Here is a 17,062-nt window from a genome sequence, read left to right on the forward strand (position 1 = left end):
GCGTGACACGGTATAATTTTCATGAACAGAGAAACCACGAACCGAATTCGCTACGTTCTCGAAGACGTTCTGCCGCCATTTTTGCGGGACTCCGGCGTTTTTCGCTGGGCGGCGAAGCGTGTCTGGGGTGATCATATCAGTCACCTTGCGAGATTTCGCGAACGGGCGCCATTCCTTTCGGCGGAGGAATATGCCGAACTCTACCGCAATCATCCGCGTGTTCACGAAGGGACCGACAATTCCGCAGCATGCATTGACCGGATTGTGGGATCGATCGAAGGCGAAAGCGTATGTGACGTCGGCTGCGGGACCGGAGCCTTGCTGAGCCGCATCCAGTCGGCACATCCAAACCTTGCCCGGCTCGTCGGGGTGGATTTCGTGATCGATGATGCATCCTCGCTTGCCGGCATCGAATACGTGGCCGCCAAGGTGGAGAGATTGCCTTTCGCCGATGGCGAATTCGATACCGTGATCTGCACGCACGTCATCGAGCATATTCTCGACTATCGGCAAGCCATCGCCGAACTGCGCCGTATTGCCAAGCGGCAGCTCATCATCGTCGTGCCGCGGGAGCGCGAATATCGCTACACATTCAACCCGCATTTCAACTTCTTCCCGTATACGCATTCGTTTCTGAGAGCCGTTCACCCGGTCCCCCCGACATTTGTCTGCGAAGATATCGGGCGTGACATCTTCTATATGGAAGACAGGCAAGCTACGAATTGAAAGACGGCCTCATGCTCTCCAACCTTTCAGTCAGCAACTGGCTCGGCCTTATCGGCACGCCGCTGCTCATCGCCTCCGGCCAGGTCCTGTTCAAAATGACAAGTGCGACCGCCGGTGAACTTAGTGTACGCAATCTGCTCGCGCTGTTTCTCAACCCCGTGCTGGTCGCGGCGCTTCTCCTCTACGGTCTGGGCACTATCATCTGGATCTATGTCCTCAAGGCCGTGCCGTTGACCATGGCCTATTCCTTCATGGGATTGACGTTCTGCTTCGTGCCTTTGCTGGCGCAGGTTTTTCTCGGCGAAGCCCTGACGCTTCGCTACGCGATAGGTGCAGTCTTTATCATTGCGGGTATGCTGGCGATCAATGGCTGAGCGCGCGCGCTGTGCGTTGTTTTGGCGCTTCCTTGCACTGTCGATCGTCGGCGCGGCAGCGGACGTTCTACTCTACCTCTTGCTGCATGCCGCACTGAGCCCTTTCATCGCGCGTGCTCTCAGCCTGCTCGCTGCGCTCATCGTAATGCGCACTCTTTTGCGTTGGAGCAACGTGACCACTGGCGGCAGATTGGCCGTCAGCGACGCTGGTGTCGCGTCCATCCTGACGATCGCCGTCCTCTTGAACTACGGTCTGTTCGCCTCGCTGATCGCGATTTCGCCATCGCTGCAGCCACTCGCGGCGATGACATTTGCCTCGGTCACCTCGCTAGGCTTTGGCTGCTTCGGCTACCTGCGATTTGTCCTCCGCGGCGAATAAACCTCAGACAGTTTCCCAGCCGTCCTTCTCGCTGGCGCGGTAGATCGCGTCGATGAATTTTTGGCTGAGCTTCGAGCTCTCCAGCGTCACGACCTCTTCCTTCTCGCCCTTGGCTGCACGCGCAAACGCTTCGGCTTCGCGTTTGTATTGCCGGCTATCCGGGAAGCGGAAAATCGTTGATTCATTGTGGCTGCGGTTGGTGAGCTCGATCTCCTCGGCGCCCCAGCGGTCGGCGTTGAACGGCGACTTGACCTCGATAAAGCCATCCGTGCCGTGGAACACCATGACCTGGCGGTTGGCAAGCTGGGTGGCGATATAGAAGCTCAGCTCGAAGTCACCGAAGTCGGCCTTGACGCTGGAATAGATGTCTGTCCCGAACTCCGGATCGCGTCGGGTGAGCGCCTGTACGCGCAGCGGCTCCTTGCCCGTCGAGAAGCGCGTGCTGATCGTCGGGTAGACGCCAATATCGGGAAGGGCGCCGCCGCCGAGCTCCGGAATGTTGCGCATGTTGCCGGGGTCGCGATTGAAATAGGTGAAGGCACCCTGAACATGCTGAAGCGTGCCGATCGCACCGTCGGCGATCAGCGAGCGCACCTTCCGCCAGACCGGCGCATAGGTGACCATGTAGGCTTCGGTGATCAGGACCTTGTTGCGATCGCGGGCAGCGATCAGGCTGTCGATCTCATCGGCCTTGAGCGCGATCGGCTTTTCGCACAGCACATGCTTGCCGGCATCGGCGGCCTTGATCGTCCACTCGACGTGCTGCGACGTCGGCAGCGGGATATAGACTGCATCGATCTTGTCGGAGGCCAGCATGTCCTCGTAGGAGCCGAAGGCGTGGGGAACGGAGAAACGATCCGCCATCTCGCGCGCTCTCGCCAGATCGCGGCTGGCAACAGCCGTCACGACGCAGTTATCCGCATCCTGGATAGCTGGGACGACGAGTTCGCGGCCGATCTTCGCGGTCGAAAGAATACCAAAACGCAGCATAGCCTGGGTCCTCTCCTGGTTCGATTTTCGGGCACCTTAGTGAGGCGACGACTGCCGCGCAATGGCGCGATCACAATTCGCGGAGTTGGTTTCCATCTGGCCGTCGCCGCGCTAGGTTAATCCCCGGCGGTGTTCTGCCGCGTCAGCGATTTCAATCAATTCAGCACTTTAGGAGAGCGCCATGGATATGCGCCGTCTTGGAAAAACTGGCCTTTCGATCGCCCCGATCGTCTTCGGCGGCAACGTCTTCGGCTGGACCGCCGATGAGAAGACCTCCTTTGACATTCTCGACGCCTTCTTCGACGCTGGCCTCAACACAATCGACACGGCTGATGTCTATTCGGCCTGGGTGCCCGGCAACAAGGGCGGCGATTCCGAGGAGATCATCGGCAAGTGGCTGAAGCGCGGCAAGGCTTCCCGCGACAAGGCCGTCATCATCACCAAGGTCGGCTCCGACATGGGACAGGGCAAGTCGCTGAAGGAGAGCTACATCCTGAAAGCAGTCGAAGATTCATTGCGCCGGCTGCGGACCGACTATATCGACCTATACCTCTCGCACTGGCCCGATGAGAACACGCCCTACGAGGAAACGCTCGGCGCCTTCGCCAAGCTGAAGCGGCAGGGCAAGATCCGCGCGATCGGCTGCTCTAACCTGGACGCTGCGCAGCTGCGGGCCTCCTTCGATGCGGCCGAGACGTCCGGCGTGCCGCGCTATGACGTCATCCAGCCGGAATACAATCTCTATGAACGCGCAAGCTTCGAGGGGCCGCTGGCCGATCTCTGCGTCAAGGAAGAAATCGGCGTCATCACCTATTTCAGCCTGGCCGCTGGCTTCCTCTCCGGAAAGTACCGCACGAAGGCTGACACGGAAGGCCGTGCCCGCGAAGGCCGCGTCGCTCAATACCTCGACGACAAGGGCTTGCGGATCCTCGCAGCGCTCGACAAGGTGGCTGTGGAGACGGGCGCCAAGCCGGCCGAGATTGCGCTTGCCTGGCTGCTCAGAAAGAAGGGCGTGACGGCGCCGATCGCCAGTGCTACCAGCCTGTCCCAGCTTGAGAGCCTGACCCGGTCGGTGACGCTTGCGCTGTCTGCCGACGCGATGGCGCTGCTCGACAAGGCCGGCGCCTGACGGGAGGAAACGATGACCGTGACGATCCGCGACGCGAGACCCGAGGACGAGGCGCGCTGGCGCGAGCTTTGGGCCGGCTACCTCGCCTTTTATGAAGTCACGGTCGATGCCGACATCACCGATGCGACGTGGCGCCGGGTCTTCGATCCGGCGTCGGCGATCTTCATGCGCGTGGCTGACGTGGACGGCCGGGTCATGGGCTTCACGGTCTGCCTGACGCACGAAGGCACCTGGATCCGCGGCAAGGATTGCTACCTCGAGGACCTGTTCGTCGATCCTAACGCCCGCGGCATGGGCGTGGGCCGGGCATTGATGGACGACCTCGTTTTGCTCTGCAGGAAAAACGGCTGGTCGCGGCTCTACTGGCACACGAGCGAGCAGAACAAGACGGCGCGGGCGCTCTACGACAGCTACGTCGAGAGCGACGGGCACATTCGCTACCGTATCAATTTCTGAGCGGTGCAAAGCCCTCATAGTAGTGCGCGTGGTTGCCCTCCCAATTCTCCATGCCGGGCTTGGTCAGGATGCCGCGCGGCCTGACATAGCTCTGGATCACGCGCCGCGGCCGCTCGTGCCACTGGATATTGAAAGCCCAGACCTTCGGAAAGAAACAGAGCGAGGCATAGGGCAGATGGTCGTGAATCCACCAGGCGAGCCGCTGCCAGTCCTCTTCATTCCTGTAGTTGTCGACCATCCACGGTACGACGACGCAGGCGGTGGCACCCATGCAGCCATCGAAGTCGCGAACATCCCAGATATGGTCAGCGCTCGTCGCCGCGTTTGACGAGCAATTGAGATTATTGCGATTGCCGAACTGGTTGACCTCAGCGGAGCGATAGCCGGAGCGGATATGCAACCGGCCGAAGGTCGCCTGCAGCGGTTCCAGCAGTTCCTCGCAAAGCCGCCTTCCGGCTTCGATCGCCAGCTCCGGATTATCCGGGATGTTTGGAATGCGATAGAAATCAGCAATTTCCGAATGCAGGAAGTCGCGCAGGAAGAAATTCTTCGAGAGACGCGCGCGTCCCAGCTCTTCCAAGCCCTTCATCGATCCTGGTTTCTTCACGAACAGCTCCCGTTGGTTGAACGCGCCTCAGTCTGCCTTCATCGGTGATCGGCACCACCCGAAAAGACCGGAACAATTAGCTTTCTCTTATCATTCCTCTGACATCTGCGCGCCGCGGTTCTCCACACAGCAAGGATTGAGACAATGGCTAAAGAAAAGAGCCTTGCCGATCTGTTCTACGATACCTTGAAAGATATCTGCTTTGCCGAACGGCAGATTCTGCGCGCGTTGCGGAAAATGGCCCGTGCTGCCCAATCGAAGGAGCTGAAGGCCGGGTTCGAAAAGCATCGGGAGCAAACCGAGGGACATGTCGAGCGCCCGCAGGAGGTTTTCGGTCGGCAGGCGCGCTCAGGGCAAGACCTGCGAGGCTATCCAAGACATCATTGCCGAAGGCGAAGAGATCATCGAAGAATTCAAAGGGTCGGCGGCTATCGATGCCGGTCTCATTTCCTTGGCGCAGGCGGTGGAGCACTACGAGATCGCCCGCTACGGCACGCTGAAGACCTCGGCAAGAAGGATGTCGTCGCCCTGCTCGACGAGACGCTGCAGGAAGAAACGGCAACGGACAAGACGCTGTCGCAGTTTGCAGCAACAGCCGCAAACCAGAAGGCCGCCGCCTGATTGTCGATCAGGTGGGAATGAATGCCTGTGGCGTCACTCCCCGTCAGCCGATATACCGGAAGAAGTCGATGAAGGCGCGCAGAGCGGGCCGCATCTGGCGTCGGCTGGGATAGTAGATGAACGGCCCCGGATACGGTGAACACCAGTCTTCGAGCACGCGGACGAGCTTGCCGCTTGCCAGTTCGTTCTCGACACGCAGATCGAAGAGATAAGCGAGCCCGGCGCCGTTCAGTGCTGCCATCAACGCGAGCCTGTCCTCGGCGACGATCAACGGCCCGTCGACGGCAACGACGAGTTCCTGCCCATCCTTCTCGAACTCCCAGCGATAGATCGCACCATTGGTGAAGCGCCGCTTGATGCAGCGATGATGGACGAGATCGGAAGGATGCAGAGGCTTGGGATGCCGCCCGAAATACTCGGGAGAACCCGCAATCACCGTCGTCAGGCTGGGCGAGGCCCGCACTGCGATCATATCCGCCTCAAGGCTCTCCTCCAGCCGGATCCCGGCATCGAAGCCTTCCCTGACAATATCGGTGAAGCCATCCTCATTGGCGATCTCGAGGGTGATGTCGGGATAGCGGTTCAGGAACTCGCCGAGCCGCGGCGCAAGAAGGATATCCGAGGCAAAGCGCGGGGCAGTGATGCGTAGATTGCCAGCCGGTCTTCCGCCGGCCTCGGTGACGGCTTCCAGCGCGATCGCGATCTCGTCCAGCGCCGGCTTCAGGCGCTGCAGCAGAAGGCGTCCCTCCTCGGTCGGCGCCACGCTGCGTGTCGTTCGCGCCAGCAGCCGGACGCCGAGGCTTTCTTCAAGGCTTGAGATCGCATGGCTGACAGCAGAAGGCGCGATCTGCAATTCCTTGGCGGCTGCGCGAAAGCTTCGCCGTTCGGAAACGGCGGCAAGAACGGCGAGTTGGGCAAGCTGTGTCCGGTTCATTGATCCAACAGTTAGAACAGCCTGTTATATATTGCACGTATTTTTTGATGATTGATCGGGCGCTACGTTACTTCGGTGCCGCCGGTATCGACCGGGGTTTGAACTTCGCTCGACAAGGGAGCCTTCGCATGAAAACCCGCAAACTCGGAAACGATCTGACCGTCTCTGCCGTCGGCCTCGGCTGCATGGGAATGAGCTTCGCCTATGGCGCAAGCGACGAGAACGAGGCGATCAACACGCTGCACCGCGCCGTCGAACTCGGCATCACCTTCTTCGATACGGCCGAAGTGTACGGTCCCTATATCAATGAACAGCTTCTCGGCCGGGCGTTGAAGCCGGTGCGCGGCCGCGTGGTCATCGCCACCAAGTTCGGCTTCAAGCTCGATCCGGAGAAATCGGGACCGGCCGCAATGACTGGTGTCGACAGCCGCCCGGAAAACGTGAAGTGGGTCGCGGAGGCTTCGCTGAAGCGCCTCGGCGTCGAGACGATCGACCTCTTCTACCAGCATCGGGTGGATCCTGATGTGCCGATCGAAGACACGGTCGGCGCCATGGCGGAGCTGGTGCGGGAAGGCAAGGTTCGCGCACTCGGTCTCTCGGAGGCCGACAGCGCCACGATCCGTCGTGCGCATGCGGTCCACCCGATCGCGGCCCTGCAGAGCGAATATTCGCTTTGGTCCCGCGATCCCGAAGACGGCGTTCTCGACACCTGCCGCCAACTGGGCATCGGCTTCGTACCCTATAGCCCGCTCGGCCGCGGCTTCCTGACAGGCTCGATAAAAAAGCCGGAGGATCTCGGCGTCGACGACTTCCGGCGTCAGCTGCCCCGCTTCCAGTCCGGCAATTTCGACGCGAACGCCGCGCTCGTGGCCAAGCTCGAAACGCTCGCGGAGGAAAGGGGCGTGACGGCCGCGCAGCTTGCCCTCGCCTGGGTGCTACACCAGGGAGACGACGTCGTGCCGATCCCCGGCGCCCGCAAGCTCCATCATCTCGAGCAAAATGCCGCGGCAGCGGACATCGCACTCAGCGCATCCGAACTGGCCGAGCTGAGCGACGCCATTCCGCTCGATCAGATCGCCGGTAAGCGCTACTCGGATGGGTCACTCGCGATGACCAACCTCTAATCGAAAGGTTGAAGCCTCAAACGCATGCCGCATTCCTTCGGCGACCTTGCCGCAAGCAGTCCCTGCACTATGCTATGGACATGTTCTGGCGAGGTGATGCATGTCGGACCAGCAAGCAATCGAAGCAGTCGTTCATCTCTACGTCGAAGGCATGACCTTCGCCAACGAAGCTGCATTGCGGAAGGCCTTTCATCCGCAATGCGCCATCATCGGGCACTACGAAAATGCCGTCGAGTGGCTGAACCGGGAAGAATTCATTGCCGCAATCGTCGCCGAAGGCTCGGCACCACCCGGAACGCAGCCGCATATGGACATCCAGATGCTTGACGTCGTCGGCGATGCAGCGAGCGTGAAGGTCAGCGACAATTTCGCCGGAATGCTCTTCACCGACTATCTGTCGATGCTGAAAATCGAAGGCCGCTGGATGATCGTCAACAAGCTCTACTATCTGCACACATAGAAACGCCGACGAGACGATCGCCGGCGTTTGATCTTACGAAGTGCGATGCGCTCAACCTCTGAGGATGCCGCCGGTGAACTTTGTCACGCTGGCGACGATCTTTTCGGTCAGCGCCTCGAAATCCTCGTCCGTCAGCGTGCGCTCGACCGGCTGGATCTGCACCTCAATTGCCACCGACTTCTTGCCGTCGCCGAGCGACGCACCTTCGAAGACGTCGAAGACATTGACTGATGTGACCAGCTTGCGGTCAGCACCGGTCGCAGCCTTGATGATCGCGCCAGCTTCCACCGCCTTGTCGACGACGAAGGCGAAGTCGCGCTTGACGGCCTGGAACGGCGAAAGCTCCAGCGCCGGCTTGGTGCGCGTCGCCTTCTTCTTCGGCTCGGGCATGGCGTCGACATAGACTTCGAAGCCGCACAGCGCGCCGGAAACATCGAGCGCCTCGAGCGTCGAGGGATGGAATTCGCCGAAATAGCCGAGCACGACCTTCGGACCCATCTTGATCGTGCCGGAGCGGCCGGGGTGGTACCATTCAGGCCCGCCCTGTTCGATCTGGATGTTGCCCATCGGCAGGCCGCAGGCTTCGATCACGGCGAGCGCATCGGCCTTGGCATCAAAGACATCGACCGGCTTGCCGCCGCCCTTGACATTGTTCGACCACATGCGGCCAGCGCCGGCCAGCGATGCGGTCCCGCGGCGGATGCCGCCGGCGACGCGGCGCTGGCCTTCCGGCCGGTCGTTCTCATAGGTACCGGACACTTCGAAGATGGCGACGTCGCCATAACCCTTGTCGGCATTGCGCTGGGCGGCGCTGAGCAGGCCCGGCAGCAGCGAGGGGCGCATGTCGGACATGTCTGACGCAATCGGGTTGGCAAGCTTGAGCCCCGGCGAGCCGCCGCCGAAGAGTTTCGCCTGATCTTCAGAAATGAAGGACCAGTTGACCGCTTCCAGCATGCCACGCGAGGCAAGCGCACGCTTGGCGATGCGGGTGCGGATCTGCAGCGCCGTCAGGATCTTGCCGTTGACGGCCGCATGGCTTTCCAGCGGCGCCGGCTTGATGTTGTCGACGCCGTGAATGCGCATGACCTCTTCGACGAGATCGGCCTTGCCATCGACATCGGGACGCCAGGAGGGAACGGCGACCGAGACACGCTCGCCGGAGCCCATAACCTTGAAGCCGAGACGTGTCAGGATCTCGGTGCTTTCCTCAGTGGAAACTTCGAGGCCCGTCAGCCGCTTGACCTCGGAGAAGGGGAAATCGACGATTTTCGGCTCGTAGCCCTTGTAGCCGACGACCTCTGCCCTGGCGGCAGTGCCGCCGCAGAATTCGAGGACCAGTTCGGTGGTGCGCTCAAGGCCCGGAACCATGTATTCCGGATCGACGCCGCGCTCGAAGCGATAGCGGGCATCGGTGATGATGCCGAGGCCGCGGCCAGACTTGGCGATGTTCATCGGATCCCAGAGCGCGGATTCGAGCAGCACATCGGTGGTGTTTTCATCGCAGCCGGAATGCTCGCCGCCCATGATGCCGCCGATCGACTCGATACCCTCTTCGTCTGATATGACGACGTTGTTGGCGTTGAGCGTGTATTCGCGCTGATCGAGAGCGAGGACGGTCTCGCCTTCTTTGGCGCGGCGCACGGTCAGGTTACCCGTGACCTTGGCGGCGTCGAAGACGTGCATTGGCCGGCCCTGATCGAAGGTCATGTAGTTGGTGATGTCGACAAGCGCGTTGATCGGGCGAAGGCCGATGGCGAGCAGCCGCTGCTGCACCCATTTAGGGCTCGGGCCGTTCTTGACGCCGCGCACCAGACGCAGAGCAAAACCCGGGCAGAGCTTGGGGTCGTCGAGATCGAGCGTCAGCTTGACCGGTGTTTCGCCGTCGACGGCGAAGGATGGCACGGAACGCGTCTTCAGCGTGCCGAGGCCGGAGGCGGCCAGATCGCGGGCGATGCCGTAGATCGAGGTACAATCCGGACGGTTCGGCGTCAGATTGATCTCGATCACCGGATCATCGAGATGGGCATAAGCCGCATAGCTTTGCCCAACCGGCGCATCTTCCGGCAGGTCGATGATCCCTTCGTGATTATCTGATATCATCAGTTCCTTCTCGGAGCACATCATGCCGTGGCTCTCGACACCGCGGATGTTGCCGACGGCAAGCATCGCCTCGATGCCTGGAACATAGGTGCCTGGTGCTGCGAAAGCACCGATCAGGCCGGCGCGCGCATTTGGCGCACCGCAGACCACCTGGACGGGAGCACCGTTGCCTGTGTCGACCGACAGGACCTTCAAGCGATCGGCCTGCGGATGCTTTTCCGCCGACAGCACCTTGGCGATGACGAAGGGCTTGAACGCCGCCTTGTCGTCGACGTCCTCGACCTCGAGCCCGATCTGGGTCAGGCGGGTGCAGATCTCGTCGAGGGTGGCATCCGTTTCCAGATGATCCTTCAGCCAGGAAAGTGTGAACTTCATAATCTCTATCCTCCCCTACGCGCTCAGACCACCGAACAGCGTCGGCATGTCGAGCGGGCGGAAGCCGTAATGGGTCATCCAGCGGACGTCGGCGTTGAAGAAGTCGCGCAGGTCGGGCATGCCGTACTTCAGCATGGCGATGCGGTCGAGACCCATGCCCCAGGCAAAGCCCTGATACTCGTCTGGATCGAGGCCACCGGCGCGCAGCACGTTCGGGTGCACCATGCCGCAGCCGAGGATTTCCATCCAGTCGGTGCCTTCGCCGAACTTGACGATCGGGCCGGAGCGGTCGCACTGGATGTCGACCTCGAAGGACGGTTCAGTGAAGGGGAAGAAGGACGGGCGGAAGCGCATCGTCACGCTGTCGACCTCGAAGAAGGTCTTGCAGAATTCTTCCAGCACCCAACGGATATTGGCAACGTCGGCCTTCTTGTCGACGACCAGGCCTTCGACCTGATGGAACATCGGCGAGTGGGTGGCATCGCTGTCCTGGCGGTAGGTCTTGCCCGGGATGATGATGCGGATCGGTGGCTTCTGCGCTTCCATGGTGCGCACTTGCACCGGCGAGGTGTGGGTGCGCAACACCTTGCGCTCACCGTTCTCATCGGGATTGAAGAAGAAGGTGTCGTGCATCTCGCGGGCCGGATGGCCTTCCGGGAAGTTCAGTGCCGTGAAGTTATAGTAATCGGTCTCGACGTCGGGGCCCTCGGCGATCGAGAAGCCCATGTCGCCGAAGATCGCGGTGATCTCGTCGATGATCTGGCTGATCGGGTGGATGCGGCCACGCTCGGCCGGCGACGAGCGGACGGGCAGACTGACGTCGACAGTTTCTGCCTTCAGGCGTGCATCGATCGCTGCCTTCTTGAGCTCCGCCTTGCGGGCCGCGATCGCATCCGTCACGGCGTTCTTCAGCGCGTTGATGGCGGCGCCGCGCGTCTGGCGCTCTTCCGGCGTCATCGAACCAAGCGTCTTCAGGAGCTCGGAGACCGAACCCTTCTTGCCGAGCGCGCCGACACGCACGGCTTCGATCGCCGGCTCGTCGGCAGCGGCTGCCACATCAGACAGAAGTTGCTTTTCCAGGGTTTCGAGTTCGGTCATCTTTTCCTGCCTCACGGGGCGTCAGTCTTGTCGATAATTCACGAAAACATGCATCGGATAGCTGGATTGCCACGATGAAGCGTCGCAGATCACTACCCATGTGCACGCGGCCAATCAACCGGGCACACCATAAAAAGCGGCCGAGAAAGCCTGTGTGTTTGCCCAGTTCGACCGTGGCCTCGAACGGCACAACTGCCGAACTTTCCCGAAGCCCTTCGGTAGAAACAAAAGAACCCGCGCAAGCCTTGCCAGCGCGGGTTCAAAATCATCGAAACAAACGTTCGAATGGCGCCGGCTTAGTTGACGGCTGCTTCAAACTCGTTCTTCGTACCAGCGTCCTTCAGGTACTCGAGAGCCTTCTTGGAGGCAGCAACGAGTGCACCGAATGCTTCCGGCTCATGGATAGCCATGTCGGAGAGAACCTTGCGGTCGACTTCGATGCCAGCCTTGTTCAGGCCGTCGATGAAACGGCCGTAGGTCAGGCCGAATTCGCGGACAGCAGCGTTGATGCGCTGGATCCAGAGGGCGCGGAAGTTGCGCTTGTTGATCTTGCGGTCGCGGTAAGCGTACTGCTTCGAACGATCGACGGCAGCCTTCGCGGCGCGGATGGTGTTCTTGCGGCGGCCATAAAAGCCCTTGGCGGCCTTCAGAACCTTCTTGTGCTTGGCGTGGGCGGTAACGCCTCTTTTTACACGTGCCATTTCATGATCTCCTTAATCTAAAGCGTTCGCGGAATAGTCTCAGAGACCGTTCGGCAGGTAGTTCTTCACGACCTTGCGGCCATCCGGTTCTGCGAGAACCATGGTGCCACGTGCATCGCGGATGAACTTGTTGGTACGCTTGATCATGCCATGGCGCTTGCCAGCAGCTGCAGCCTTGACCTTGCCGGTCGCGGTGATCTTGAACCGCTTCTTGGCGGAGGACTTCGTCTTCATCTTGGGCATTTTGCTACTCCGTTTCTGTACCCCCGGCTGCTTCACCAAAGAAGCCTTCTCGCGATGCCCGGATTCCGGCCGTCGCAACAAGGTGCGGGAGCGTTGTTGTTGATCTGCGGCCCCGGTGACGAACCGTTCCGCAAGCATTCGAAACTGCCACGGCATGCCCTGCCGGTCAGTTCGGACGCGCGCTTATAACCGCAGCGTCATAAAAGTGCAACGGGGCAGCCGATGAATCTTCTAGCCCATTGCCCGGCAGGCGGGCGGGCATGGCTGGGAGCGTCAGTTTCACCTCAAGCCCGCCCAGCCGCGAGGTAGCGAGATCGAACGGCAGCCATAAGCCTGCCGTTCGACACATCCTGTCAGATTGGGTAAGCACCAACCCAACATACAAAAGCCGCCCTCACGGACGGCTTTGATACGAGTGTGGCGTGCGCTTCACTTCGGCGCAAGCACCATCATCATCTGGCGGCCTTCGAGCTTGGGCTCGGCTTCGACCTTTGCGAACTCGGTCGTATCGGCCTTCACTTGCTGCAGCAGCTTCATGCCGAGTTCCTGGTGCGCCATTTCACGGCCGCGGAACTTCAGTGTCACTTTGACTTTGTCGCCTTCCTCAAAGAAACGGCCCATCGCCTTCATCTTCACCTCATAATCATGGGTGTCGATGTTCGGGCGCATCTTGATTTCTTTGACTTCGACGATCTTCTGCTTCTTGCGCGCCTCAGCCGCCTTCTTCTGGTTTGCATATTTCAGCTTGCCCAGATCGAGGATCTTGCACACAGGCGGTTCAGCATTGGGGGAAATTTCCACCAGGTCGAGTCCGGCTTCTTCAGCCATTCTCAGGGCCTGGTCTGTGGCCACGACGCCTAAATTCTGTCCTTCAGCATCGATCAGCTGAACTTTGGGAATGCGAATTTCCCTGTTCGAGCGCGGCCCTTCCTTAACGGGCGCGTCGTTTTTAAAAGGTCTGCGAATGGTCGTATTCTCCTCGCGTTGTTTCGGATCGCTGCAGCCTGGCACCTCCAATAACGGAAGTACAAACGTAGTTTCGCCATCGCTGCAACGGAGTCAGTAACATCCTTTAGCGGAAAAATCATCTGCTGTCAGCCTGTCAAGAATCTGTTTTATAGGCCAAAACAACTGGAGTTCCGCGATGTCTGACGCAAATCTCACTCATGACCAACAATATCTGACCGTCGGACAGGGCGAGGCCGCGCGCGAGATCGCATATATCGCGCGAAGCCAATCTGGCAAAGCAGGTGGCCCAACCCTCGTCTGGCTATCCGGATATCGCTCCGACATGAGCGGCAGCAAGGCGGTCGAATTGGACAAGTTCGCAGCGGAAAATGGCCTCGCATGCCTGCGCCTCGACTATTCCGGTCATGGTCTATCCGGCGGCAAATTTACCGACGGGACGATCTCGCGCTGGCTGGAGGAAGCGCTTGCCGTGATCCTCCATAAAGCACCCGAACGCATTCTCATCGTCGGATCGTCGATGGGCGGATGGATTGCCTTGCGGCTCTCCCAGGAGTTCGCCAAGCGGCAGGACGGGCCGAAGGTGGACGGTATGGTGCTGATTGCGCCGGCTCCCGACTTCACCTCCGATCTGATCGAACCGAACCTCACGAAGAAAGAGAAAGCCTCGCTGGTCGAGCACGGCTACTTCGAAGAGCGATCGGCCTACAGCCCGGAGCCAAACATCTATACGCGGGCGCTCATCGAGGACGGGCGCGATAACAGCGTGCTCAAGGGCATCATCGAGACCCGCTGCCCGGTGCATATCCTGCAAGGCATGAAGGATCCCGACGTTCCCTATCAGCACGCCATGAAGCTCGTGGAACATCTTCCCGCCGACGACGTCGTGCTGACCTTCGTGCGTGACGGCGATCACCGGCTGTCGCGACCCCAGGACATCGCGCGCATGTTTGCTGCCGTCAAAGGGCTGATCCGCTAAGCCAAACGATGCCAGCTGTGCCAAATCCTAACGGATTTTAACCATGTTGGTGGGTAGCGGCCCCCTCCCCAGAAGTAACGATTGACTCTCCGAGCCTCCGTCCGTTAACTTTTTGTTAACAATACATGGGCGATGCAAGGAAGAGCGGGCGTGCGGATCAAGGGTTTCGTCGTGGCCATGATGGCCGTGTTTGCTATGTCTACAGCCGCGACGCCGGCTTCCACCAACAACCTCTCGATGGTCACTGGCGCAGCCAGTTCCCAACCGATCGGCCATTACGACTTCTGCCAGACCCATCGCAATGAATGCGGCCCGAACCGCAATGTCGCGCCTGCCGAGATGTCAGATGCGAAATGGGGAATGGTGCGCTCGGTCAACTCGATGGTCAACCACAGCATCACGCCGATGACCGACAAGGAAATTTACGGCAGGGATGAGGTCTGGGCCTATCCGACGACCGCCGGCGATTGCGAGGATTTCGCCTTGTTGAAGCGTCGCATCCTGATCCAGCGCGGAGTTTCGCCGGCTAATCTTCTTCTCACCGTGGTCCGCAAGCCTGACGGCGAGGGCCATGCCGTACTGACGCTGCGCACCAGCAACGGCGACTTCGTGCTCGACAACCTGGCATCCAACGTCAAGCCGTGGTTCGACACCCCCTATTCCTTTATCAAGCGCCAGTCGAGCAACAATGCCGGCCGCTGGGTCACTATCGAAAATGGCCGCGACGTTCTCGTCGGTGCTCTGAAGTAGGCGATATCGGATTGAGCAATAAAGGCCGGCAAGATACCGGCCTTTATTCGTTGGGAACTTCGCAGCACCATATCCCTCAGCTTTGCTAAGGCTCAGGCGCTACGCGTAGCAATCGATTCACTGGATCGGATTGCTCCGGCTGCGTCGGACCTCGCCTCACCCATTGCCGATCAGAATGCCGGCACCGAGAACAAGGCCGCCGCCAACGACCACCTGCAACGCAGCGCGCAGGAATGGCGTTTCCATGTACCTGTTCTGGATGAAGGCAATCGCCCAGAGCTCGAAGATCGCAATGACCACGGCCATCGTCGTTGCGGTCCAGAAGCTCGGTATCAGGTAGGGCAGTGTATGACCGAGACCGCCAAGCGCGGTCATGACACCGCAGGCGATACCGCGTTTGATCGGGGAACCGCGGCCTGAAATCTTGCCGTCGTCGTGCGCCGCTTCCGTGAAGCCCATCGAGATGCCGGCGCCGACGGATGCCGACATGCCGACAAGAAAGGTCTGCCAGGTGTCCTGAGTGGCAAAGGCGGCTGCGAAGATCGGGGCCAACGTCGACACCGAGCCGTCCATCAGGCCGGCAAGGCCGGGCTGCACATAGGTGAGCACCAGTTGGCGGCGAGCGGCGTGATCTTCCTCCGCCTTGACCTCCGCAGGCGTGTGCTTGTCGCCCAGCATGCGGGTAATGTCCTCGTGGCCCTGCTCCGCCAGTGCGAGGTCACCGAGCAACTGTCGGGTCTGCGCATCCGTGACGCGCCGGGCCGCTTCGACATAGAAGCGATAGGCCTGCCGCTCCATTGCTTCGGCTTCGCTCCGGATCTTTTCCAGCGGAAGGCTACGCCGCAGCCAGTCGGGCTTGCGTTCATAAAACCCTTGCACATGCTCTCGACGAATGAGCGTGATGCGCTCGCCGAACCGCTGGCGATAGATTGCAATCAGGGACTTGCGATGCGTGTCTTCGACCTCGGCCATCTCGTCGAAGACTTTCGCAGACGCGGGATAGTTGCTGCGCAACATGTCGGCGTAGGCGAGATAGATGCGCGCATCCTCCTCCTCGGACCCAATCGCGAGTGCGAGTATTTCCTGCTCGGACAAAGAATCGAACGAACGCTTGGATAGCCTCAAAAGCCTGCGTAGCATGACAACCTCGATTTTAGAACCGTTCTAAAATAGGAGTCGCCGACGCTTCGGTCAAGTTTGCCAGGGCATGGAAGCGAGCGAGAACCAGTGGACGGTCACGACAAGTAAAATGACCTGCTATTCGCACGCGCTTGCCGCCCTTAACTGGCATCGGAAATAGCGTGCACGTTACAGTCTATGCTTACGCCGAAAGTCTATGGCTGTAGGCTCAGAAACCACAGCAAAAGCAGGATGAAATTTGCAACTATCAGGTTGCGATATTACAAAAGGCGGGCATAGTACTAGCGCATTTGATTGTATTATAAGGGAACACAGCAGTGCCAGATCCGGTAGATATTATTGTCGGCAGAAATGTACGGACACTCAGGGCCAAACGACGCATATCGCAGTTGGAACTGGGAGAGGCGCTGGGGTTGACTTTTCAACAGATTCAGAAATACGAGAAAGGCACCAATCGCGTATCTGCAAGCAAACTTCACCAGATCGCGGTCTTTCTGGGCGTGGATATTTCGGAGTTGTTCGAGGGGGCCAACCCGACTGACGGATTAGCGCGACCGGGGCTGAGTCCCGAAGCCTATGAGCTCGCCCTCCATTACGACAAGCTTCGCTCCACGGCGGGTAAGGAGGCCGTAAAAACCATCCTGTCGATCATGACCGGTGAAAGCTACGCCGAGGCTTTGGGTTGAGTTCTGCAGTCAGTCAGTGCAGTTCGCACTCGTGAAGCGCGACAAGCAGATCGTCCTGTGTCTGATGGCCGGCATGATAGAGATCGATCGCGATGCTGGCGATGGAAAGTCCCTGCTGGCTGCGCAGCTTGATGTTGCGCTCGGCACACCAAGCATAGAGTGCGCCGGCAAGAACATCGACATCGTCAGACTGGGAAGACAAAGAAGTGGCTGCTGCCGTCATG

The 17,062-nt window shown here is 59.9% G+C and carries 20 protein-coding genes and 1 pseudogene; 11 read left to right on the forward strand and 10 right to left on the reverse strand.

Translation table 11 applies throughout. The features are described from left to right. The first annotated feature begins 21 nt into the window (after nt 1-21). Genes BSG20_RS03345 through BSG20_RS03355 form a run of 3 tightly spaced genes read left to right on the forward strand, consistent with a single transcriptional unit; the run spans nt 22 to nt 1,479 of the window. Nucleotides 22-726 carry a class I SAM-dependent methyltransferase gene (locus BSG20_RS03345; RefSeq protein WP_072371779.1) on the forward strand — a complete coding sequence of 235 codons (705 nt, stop codon included), beginning with the start codon at nt 22-24 and terminating at the stop codon, nt 724-726. Nucleotides 727-737: 11 nt separating this feature from the next. Further along, nucleotides 738-1,100, forward strand: coding sequence for a DMT family transporter (locus BSG20_RS03350; protein WP_072371782.1), 363 nt, complete (start codon nt 738-740; stop codon nt 1,098-1,100). Continuing rightward, nucleotides 1,093-1,479 (forward strand): hypothetical protein, encoded by a 387-nt coding sequence (locus BSG20_RS03355; protein WP_083539870.1) that lies wholly within the window; start codon nt 1,093-1,095, stop codon nt 1,477-1,479. The genes BSG20_RS03350 and BSG20_RS03355 overlap by 8 nt, the downstream gene beginning before the upstream one ends. A gap of 3 nt (nt 1,480-1,482) precedes the next feature. Here the strand turns inward: BSG20_RS03355 and BSG20_RS03360 are convergent, their stop codons facing one another. Continuing rightward, a complete protein-coding gene (locus BSG20_RS03360) occupies nt 1,483-2,469 on the reverse strand; it encodes a Gfo/Idh/MocA family protein (protein ID WP_072371785.1) in 987 nt (328 codons plus the stop codon). Between the two features lie 181 nt (nt 2,470-2,650). Here BSG20_RS03360 and BSG20_RS03365 point away from each other — a divergent pair, with 181 nt between their 5' ends. Together BSG20_RS03365 and BSG20_RS03370 are read left to right on the forward strand one after the other, a co-directional pair. After that, the gene (locus BSG20_RS03365) at nt 2,651-3,598 is read left to right on the forward strand and encodes an aldo/keto reductase (RefSeq protein WP_072371788.1); all 948 of its coding nucleotides are present in this window, start codon (nt 2,651-2,653) and stop codon (nt 3,596-3,598) included. Between the two features lie 12 nt (nt 3,599-3,610). After that, complete coding sequence (locus BSG20_RS03370) at nt 3,611-4,054, forward strand: GNAT family N-acetyltransferase (RefSeq protein WP_072371790.1); 444 nt, start codon at nt 3,611-3,613, stop codon at nt 4,052-4,054. Here the strand turns inward: BSG20_RS03370 and BSG20_RS03375 are convergent. Continuing rightward, nucleotides 4,044-4,661: a hypothetical protein gene (locus BSG20_RS03375; protein ID WP_072371793.1), complete on the reverse strand. Its 618-nt coding sequence runs from the start codon at nt 4,659-4,661 to the stop codon at nt 4,044-4,046. The two genes, BSG20_RS03370 and BSG20_RS03375, sit on opposite strands and share 11 nt — an antisense overlap. A 144-nt stretch (nt 4,662-4,805) precedes the next feature. Between BSG20_RS03375 and BSG20_RS03380 the strand changes: the two are divergent. Next, nucleotides 4,806-5,282 (forward strand): annotated as a pseudogene (locus tag BSG20_RS03380) (YciE/YciF ferroxidase family protein). A 43-nt stretch (nt 5,283-5,325) separates the two neighbouring features. Here the strand turns inward: BSG20_RS03380 and BSG20_RS03385 are convergent. Then, nucleotides 5,326-6,216 carry a LysR family transcriptional regulator gene (locus BSG20_RS03385; protein ID WP_072371796.1) on the reverse strand — a complete coding sequence of 297 codons (891 nt, stop codon included), beginning with the start codon at nt 6,214-6,216 and terminating at the stop codon, nt 5,326-5,328. Between the two features lie 128 nt (nt 6,217-6,344). Here BSG20_RS03385 and BSG20_RS03390 point away from each other — a divergent pair, with 128 nt between their 5' ends. After that, entirely contained in the window at nt 6,345-7,340 is a 996-nt protein-coding gene (locus BSG20_RS03390) for an aldo/keto reductase (RefSeq protein WP_072371799.1), read from the forward strand. A 100-nt stretch (nt 7,341-7,440) separates the two neighbouring features. Next, nucleotides 7,441-7,800 carry a nuclear transport factor 2 family protein gene (locus tag BSG20_RS03395; protein WP_037114966.1) on the forward strand — a complete coding sequence of 120 codons (360 nt, stop codon included), beginning with the start codon at nt 7,441-7,443 and terminating at the stop codon, nt 7,798-7,800. 51 nt (nt 7,801-7,851) lie between these two features. On the opposite strand, the gene pheT is transcribed toward BSG20_RS03395, so the two are convergent. The 5 genes from pheT to infC form a co-directional block, all read right to left on the reverse strand. Then, nucleotides 7,852-10,275, reverse strand: a complete 2,424-nt coding sequence (gene pheT / locus BSG20_RS03400; protein WP_072371802.1) for a phenylalanine--tRNA ligase subunit beta — start codon at nt 10,273-10,275, stop codon at nt 7,852-7,854. Between the two features lie 15 nt (nt 10,276-10,290). Next, nucleotides 10,291-11,373 carry a phenylalanine--tRNA ligase subunit alpha gene (gene pheS / locus BSG20_RS03405; protein WP_072371805.1) on the reverse strand — a complete coding sequence of 361 codons (1,083 nt, stop codon included), beginning with the start codon at nt 11,371-11,373 and terminating at the stop codon, nt 10,291-10,293. 296 nt (nt 11,374-11,669) lie between these two features. Continuing rightward, complete coding sequence (rplT, locus tag BSG20_RS03415) at nt 11,670-12,074, reverse strand: 50S ribosomal protein L20 (protein WP_007798644.1); 405 nt, start codon at nt 12,072-12,074, stop codon at nt 11,670-11,672. Nucleotides 12,075-12,113: 39 nt separating this feature from the next. After that, the gene (rpmI, locus tag BSG20_RS03420) at nt 12,114-12,317 is read right to left on the reverse strand and encodes a 50S ribosomal protein L35 (RefSeq protein WP_004108077.1); all 204 of its coding nucleotides are present in this window, start codon (nt 12,315-12,317) and stop codon (nt 12,114-12,116) included. Nucleotides 12,318-12,746: 429 nt separating this feature from the next. Beyond that, on the reverse strand, nt 12,747-13,283 hold the full coding sequence (gene infC, locus BSG20_RS03425) for a translation initiation factor IF-3 (protein ID WP_024313488.1): 537 nt from the start codon (nt 13,281-13,283) through the stop codon (nt 12,747-12,749). A 178-nt stretch (nt 13,284-13,461) separates the two neighbouring features. Here infC and BSG20_RS03430 point away from each other — a divergent pair, with 178 nt between their 5' ends. Both BSG20_RS03430 and BSG20_RS03435 read left to right on the forward strand, forming a co-directional pair. After that, nucleotides 13,462-14,262: an alpha/beta hydrolase gene (locus BSG20_RS03430; RefSeq protein ID WP_072371811.1), complete on the forward strand. Its 801-nt coding sequence runs from the start codon at nt 13,462-13,464 to the stop codon at nt 14,260-14,262. Nucleotides 14,263-14,412: 150 nt separating this feature from the next. Further along, nucleotides 14,413-15,012, forward strand: coding sequence for a transglutaminase-like cysteine peptidase (locus BSG20_RS03435; protein WP_072371814.1), 600 nt, complete (start codon nt 14,413-14,415; stop codon nt 15,010-15,012). A 156-nt stretch (nt 15,013-15,168) separates the two neighbouring features. On the opposite strand, the gene mbfA is transcribed toward BSG20_RS03435, so the two are convergent. Continuing rightward, nucleotides 15,169-16,152, reverse strand: coding sequence for an iron exporter MbfA (gene mbfA / locus BSG20_RS03440; RefSeq protein ID WP_072371817.1), 984 nt, complete (start codon nt 16,150-16,152; stop codon nt 15,169-15,171). Between the two features lie 317 nt (nt 16,153-16,469). Between mbfA and BSG20_RS03445 the strand changes: the two genes are divergently transcribed. Beyond that, nucleotides 16,470-16,838, forward strand: coding sequence for a helix-turn-helix domain-containing protein (locus BSG20_RS03445; protein WP_072371820.1), 369 nt, complete (start codon nt 16,470-16,472; stop codon nt 16,836-16,838). 13 nt (nt 16,839-16,851) lie between these two features. Here the strand turns inward: BSG20_RS03445 and BSG20_RS03450 are convergent, their stop codons facing one another. Further along, a complete protein-coding gene (locus BSG20_RS03450) occupies nt 16,852-17,061 on the reverse strand; it encodes a hypothetical protein (RefSeq protein WP_072371823.1) in 210 nt (69 codons plus the stop codon). Nucleotide 17,062: the final 1 nt, after the last annotated feature.

The organism is Rhizobium tibeticum, assembly GCF_900110205.1.
GTDB lineage: Bacteria > Pseudomonadota > Alphaproteobacteria > Rhizobiales > Rhizobiaceae > Rhizobium > Rhizobium tibeticum.

Bases quoted from the DNA above. Each gene is read 5' to 3' on its own strand.
- rpmI (WP_004108077.1), bottom strand. From the start codon at position 12,317: ATGCCCAAGATGAAGACGAAGTCCTCCGCCAAGAAGCGGTTCAAGATC.
- BSG20_RS03370 (WP_072371790.1), top strand. From the start codon at position 3,611: ATGACCGTGACGATCCGCGACGCGAGACCCGAGGACGAGGCGCGCTGG.
- BSG20_RS03430 (WP_072371811.1), top strand. From the start codon at position 13,462: ATGTCTGACGCAAATCTCACTCATGACCAACAATATCTGACCGTCGGA.
- mbfA (WP_072371817.1), bottom strand. From the start codon at position 16,152: ATGCTACGCAGGCTTTTGAGGCTATCCAAGCGTTCGTTCGATTCTTTG.
- BSG20_RS03345 (WP_072371779.1), top strand. From the start codon at position 22: ATGAACAGAGAAACCACGAACCGAATTCGCTACGTTCTCGAAGACGTT.
- BSG20_RS03350 (WP_072371782.1), top strand. From the start codon at position 738: ATGCTCTCCAACCTTTCAGTCAGCAACTGGCTCGGCCTTATCGGCACG.
- BSG20_RS03395 (WP_037114966.1), top strand. From the start codon at position 7,441: ATGTCGGACCAGCAAGCAATCGAAGCAGTCGTTCATCTCTACGTCGAA.
- BSG20_RS03390 (WP_072371799.1), top strand. From the start codon at position 6,345: ATGAAAACCCGCAAACTCGGAAACGATCTGACCGTCTCTGCCGTCGGC.
- pheS (WP_072371805.1), bottom strand. From the start codon at position 11,373: ATGACCGAACTCGAAACCCTGGAAAAGCAACTTCTGTCTGATGTGGCA.
- pheT (WP_072371802.1), bottom strand. From the start codon at position 10,275: ATGAAGTTCACACTTTCCTGGCTGAAGGATCATCTGGAAACGGATGCC.
- BSG20_RS03385 (WP_072371796.1), bottom strand. From the start codon at position 6,216: ATGAACCGGACACAGCTTGCCCAACTCGCCGTTCTTGCCGCCGTTTCC.
- rplT (WP_007798644.1), bottom strand. From the start codon at position 12,074: ATGGCACGTGTAAAAAGAGGCGTTACCGCCCACGCCAAGCACAAGAAG.
- BSG20_RS03450 (WP_072371823.1), bottom strand. From the start codon at position 17,061: ATGACGGCAGCAGCCACTTCTTTGTCTTCCCAGTCTGACGATGTCGAT.
- BSG20_RS03360 (WP_072371785.1), bottom strand. From the start codon at position 2,469: ATGCTGCGTTTTGGTATTCTTTCGACCGCGAAGATCGGCCGCGAACTC.
- BSG20_RS03365 (WP_072371788.1), top strand. From the start codon at position 2,651: ATGGATATGCGCCGTCTTGGAAAAACTGGCCTTTCGATCGCCCCGATC.
- BSG20_RS03355 (WP_083539870.1), top strand. From the start codon at position 1,093: ATGGCTGAGCGCGCGCGCTGTGCGTTGTTTTGGCGCTTCCTTGCACTG.